This window comes from Cyanothece sp. BG0011 (assembly GCF_003013815.1).
Taxonomy (GTDB): domain Bacteria; phylum Cyanobacteriota; class Cyanobacteriia; order Cyanobacteriales; family Microcystaceae; genus Crocosphaera.
On record NZ_PRLH01000038.1, the window covers coordinates 1 to 3,998 of the forward strand.

The 3,998-nt window shown below is 46.0% G+C and carries 1 protein-coding gene; it reads left to right on the top strand.

The window, feature by feature from the left end; all coding sequences use genetic code 11:
* Positions 1–410 precede the first annotated feature (410 nt).
* Positions 411–3,998: bifunctional class I SAM-dependent methyltransferase/DEAD/DEAH box helicase (locus C4E06_RS05350; RefSeq protein WP_198648345.1), on the top strand; the 3,588-nt coding region annotated here is incomplete at its 3' end.

Here is a 3,998-nt window from a genome sequence, read left to right on the forward strand (position 1 = left end):
CTTCGGTAAGTCCAGTGATTGAGGTAGGAACCTTACTAACTGTAGCTGAGAACCTGCTTTCTTACCTGTCGATTAATCAGAAAATCACTTCAAGTCTCCTTAAACAGACCATGAACAATACCTTTGGCGGTACCGATAGCCAAGGGCGTTGGACTTGGAAGCAAGCCTACAATGCTGTGGAATTATCTTTAGTGTTATGGGTGAGAAAATACCATGCAAAACTTGGTGATAATCCAAGGAACGCGATCTCGAAGAGATCCGCTTCGCGGTGCGCAGAACTTATCGAGTTACAAACCCTGTTACCGACCCATACTCTACGCTCTGAAGAATCAGTAAAACTGCAACAGTTCAGCACGCCTTTACCCTTAGCTTACTTAGTAGGTGAAGCGGCTCATATCACCTCTACAGATGTGGTATTAGAACCGAGTGCAGGAACCGGCCTACTTGCCGTTTGGGCTGAAATCAAAGGGGCATCGCTGATTCTCAATGAAATTAGCGAAGATCGAGTCGACTGCCTAAAGCAAGGCTTTTCACACAAAGTCTATAGCTACAATGCTGAGCAAATCGATAACTTGCTCCCAACTCAGCATAAACCGACTGTAGTTGTAATGAATCCACCGTTTACGACTCATCTTCATAGCAAGAAGAAGGGGTCGGGAGCTACTTTTAGTCATGTCCGTTCTGCATTACACCGCCTCAATCCCGGTGGTCGGTTAGTTACACTAAGTTCTGATTCGTTCTCACCCCACAGCACAACATGGGGAGAGGCGATCGCCAACCTTCCCGGTAAAGTCGTCTTTAGTGTTGGTATCGAAGGAAAAGCCTACTATAAGCATGGCACAACCATCGACACGCGCTTAACGGTAGAAGATACAAGGCCAGAGGCAAAGGTATCTTTCGATGACATAATCACTGTTGATTACGAAGTCATTGATTGGCGTAATCAAGGTGAGTACCTCAACGATGATGGGATTTATGAACGTTATCTGCCTCAAACCATCAACATCACAGCAGCTAAGGTTCATCCAACCAAACTCGTTGAATCAGCCGCAATGGCAGCGATCGCACCACCCACACCAACTTACAAACCTAAGCTACCGAGAGCGGTGATTAAGGACGGCTTACTCTCTGATGCTCAATTAGAAAGTGTCATTTATGCAGGAAATAGCCATGAGCAATTCTTGCCTGATTGGTTTATGTATGATGCTGACCACGACACCTTAGAACGAGTTCCCGAAGGAACTAAAGAAGCTAAACATTACCGCAAAGCATGGTTTAACGGGGACGGCACAGGTGTAGGGAAAGGACGCCAGTGTGCCGGGATTATCCTTGACAATTGGCTGAAAGGTCGCAGGAAAGCAGTGTGGATCTCTAAGAGTAACGCCTTACTCGAAGATGCTCGTAGAGATTGGAAAGCCCTTGGTGGCGATCCCTCGCAAGTGGTTCCTTTATCGAAGTTCAAGCAAGGCGACCCCGTTGTTCTCAACGAAGGAATCCTTTTCTTGACCTATGCCACCCTCAGAAGTCCTGCAAAAGCTGACAAATGTTCTCGCGTTGAGCAAATTTTACAGTGGCTTGGCGAAGACAGTGATAATGTGATTGTCTTCGACGAATCCCATGCTATGGCGAACGCAGTAGCAGAATACGGCGAACGAGGACTGAAGGCAGCCTCTCAACAGGGACTAGCAGGGCTACGTCTTCAACGAGTCTTAGCCAATGCGAGGTTTGTCTTTGTATCAGCCACCGGTGCCACTAAGTTAGAGAATCTTAGCTACTTAGAACGGCTAGGACTCTGGAACTCAGAGATTTTACCCTTTGTCAACCGAGCAGATTTTCTATCCCAAGTTGCAGAGGGAGGTATTGCTGCTTTAGAAGTCGTCGCTCGTGACCTTAAGGCCATGGGACTCTATTTAGCTCGTAGTGTGAGTTTCGATGGTGTCGAGTATGAGATCATCGAACATGAACTGAACGATGCTCAAGTGGCAATGTACAACCGTTATGCCGATGCTTACGAGATCATCTATCAGAATATTGAGAAAGCCCTTGAGCTTACGGGAATCAGCAGCAAATTCGGTAGTACAAATGGCAGAGCAAAATCCTCCGTCTATTCTCGGTTTGAAAGCTGTAAACAACGGTTCTTCGGTCATCTGATTACCTCGATTAAATGCCCGACGCTTATCAAACAGATTGAAGCGGATATGAAAGAAGGTAAAGCAGCCGTCATTCAACTGATTTCTACCGATGAGGCCCTCTTAAACAGACGACTTGATGAAATCCCGGTAAGTCAGTGGAACGATATTAACGTGGATATTACACCACGAGAATACCTCTTTGATTATCTGATCAACGGTTTTCCTGTCCATCAGTACGAGTGGTACACCGATGGTAACGGCAATGAGCGCAGTCAATTAATGACCGATTCACTAGATAATCCTATACCCTGTCAAGAAGCGGTACGTCAAAGGGATGCTCTCATCGAAGAACTTTCCCTGTTACCACCTTTGCCATCAGCTTTAGACCAAATCATCAATCACTTTGGTTATGAAGCAGTGGCCGAAGTCACGGGACGCTCTAAGCGGATAATCCGAGTTACGAAAGAGGGTAGCGAGCGCATGATGGTCGATAAACGGGCAAGTTCTGCAAACTTAGCTGAATCTCAGTTATTTATGGATGATGAGAAACAGATTCTTGTCTTCTCCCAAGCGGGAGGAACCGGTAGGTCGTACCACGCTGATAAAAGCTGTAAGAATCAACGTCCGCGGGTTCATTACCTACTCGAAGGCGACTGGCAAGCTGATGTGGCCATACAGGGCCTTGGGAGAACCAATCGCAGTAACCAAGCTCAACCCCCGCTCTATCGTGTAATCTGTACCGATATTAAAGGGGAGAAACGGTTTACTAGCACTATTGCTAGACGGTTAGCCAGTTTGGGAGCGTTGACCAAGGGTGAACGCAAAACAGGCAATCAAGGACTCTTCCGAGAAGAGGATAACCTAGAGTCTGTTTACGCGAGACAAGCCTTACGAACACTGTATTTCAGTCTCTATAAAGGGCTAGTCGAAGGTATGACTTTAGCGGAGTTCGAGACAATTTCAGGACTCGATCTTTTAACAAAAGAAGGGGACTTCAAAACCGAGCTTCCTCCGATGAAAACATTTCTCAATCGGGTTTTAGCCATGCGGTTAGAGGATCAAGAAATCCTGTTTACGACTTTGGAGATGTGCATTAGCTCTGCCATTGAGAAAGCCAAGGAAGCAGGGATCTATGAAATGGGTGTCGAGACTATCAAAGCAGAAAAGCTAGAAGTGGTTAAGCGACAACAACTCTATCAAGACCCTATTACTGGAGGAACAAGCTATGCGGTTGAAATAAGAAAGACTGAACGAAATCGAATACTCAGCTTAGACGAGGCCATTAGAGTAGGCAGTTATAGTGACACCTTCTTCGCTAAGAACGGAATGTCTAATCAAGTAGCAGTTGTCACTTCGACAACCAGCGTAGTTAACAAAGATGGTATCAGCGAACCAAGGGTCAGCTTAATCCGCCCTTGTAGCACTACCAAGATGCGACGTTGGGAGTTTGAAAGTTCCTTATGGACCAAAGTTGATGTTAAAACCTTTAAGCAAGGGTGGGAACAGCAAATCGCCAAAGAACCTGAGTTGATCGAATCAACTTTCTATCTCATTACGGGTGTCCTCTTACCGATTTGGAAACGACTTGACAATAACCAGATGAGGATTTACCGCATTCACACCGAGGATGGTGAGCGGTTATTAGGTCGTGCTGTCAGTGAAAGTGCGATGACTTATATTGCCAGAAGCTTTGAGTTGAGCCACGAACGAACAGTCGAGGTTATTTACCAAGCGGTTATGACCGATGGAACTTCAGAGCAACTCACTCAGAAATTGCAACTGAGAAAAGCATTGGTGAGAGGAGATTACCGCCTTGAACTACTGGGCTACGAATCCTCCACTGAACTGCAATGGCTCAAACAACTA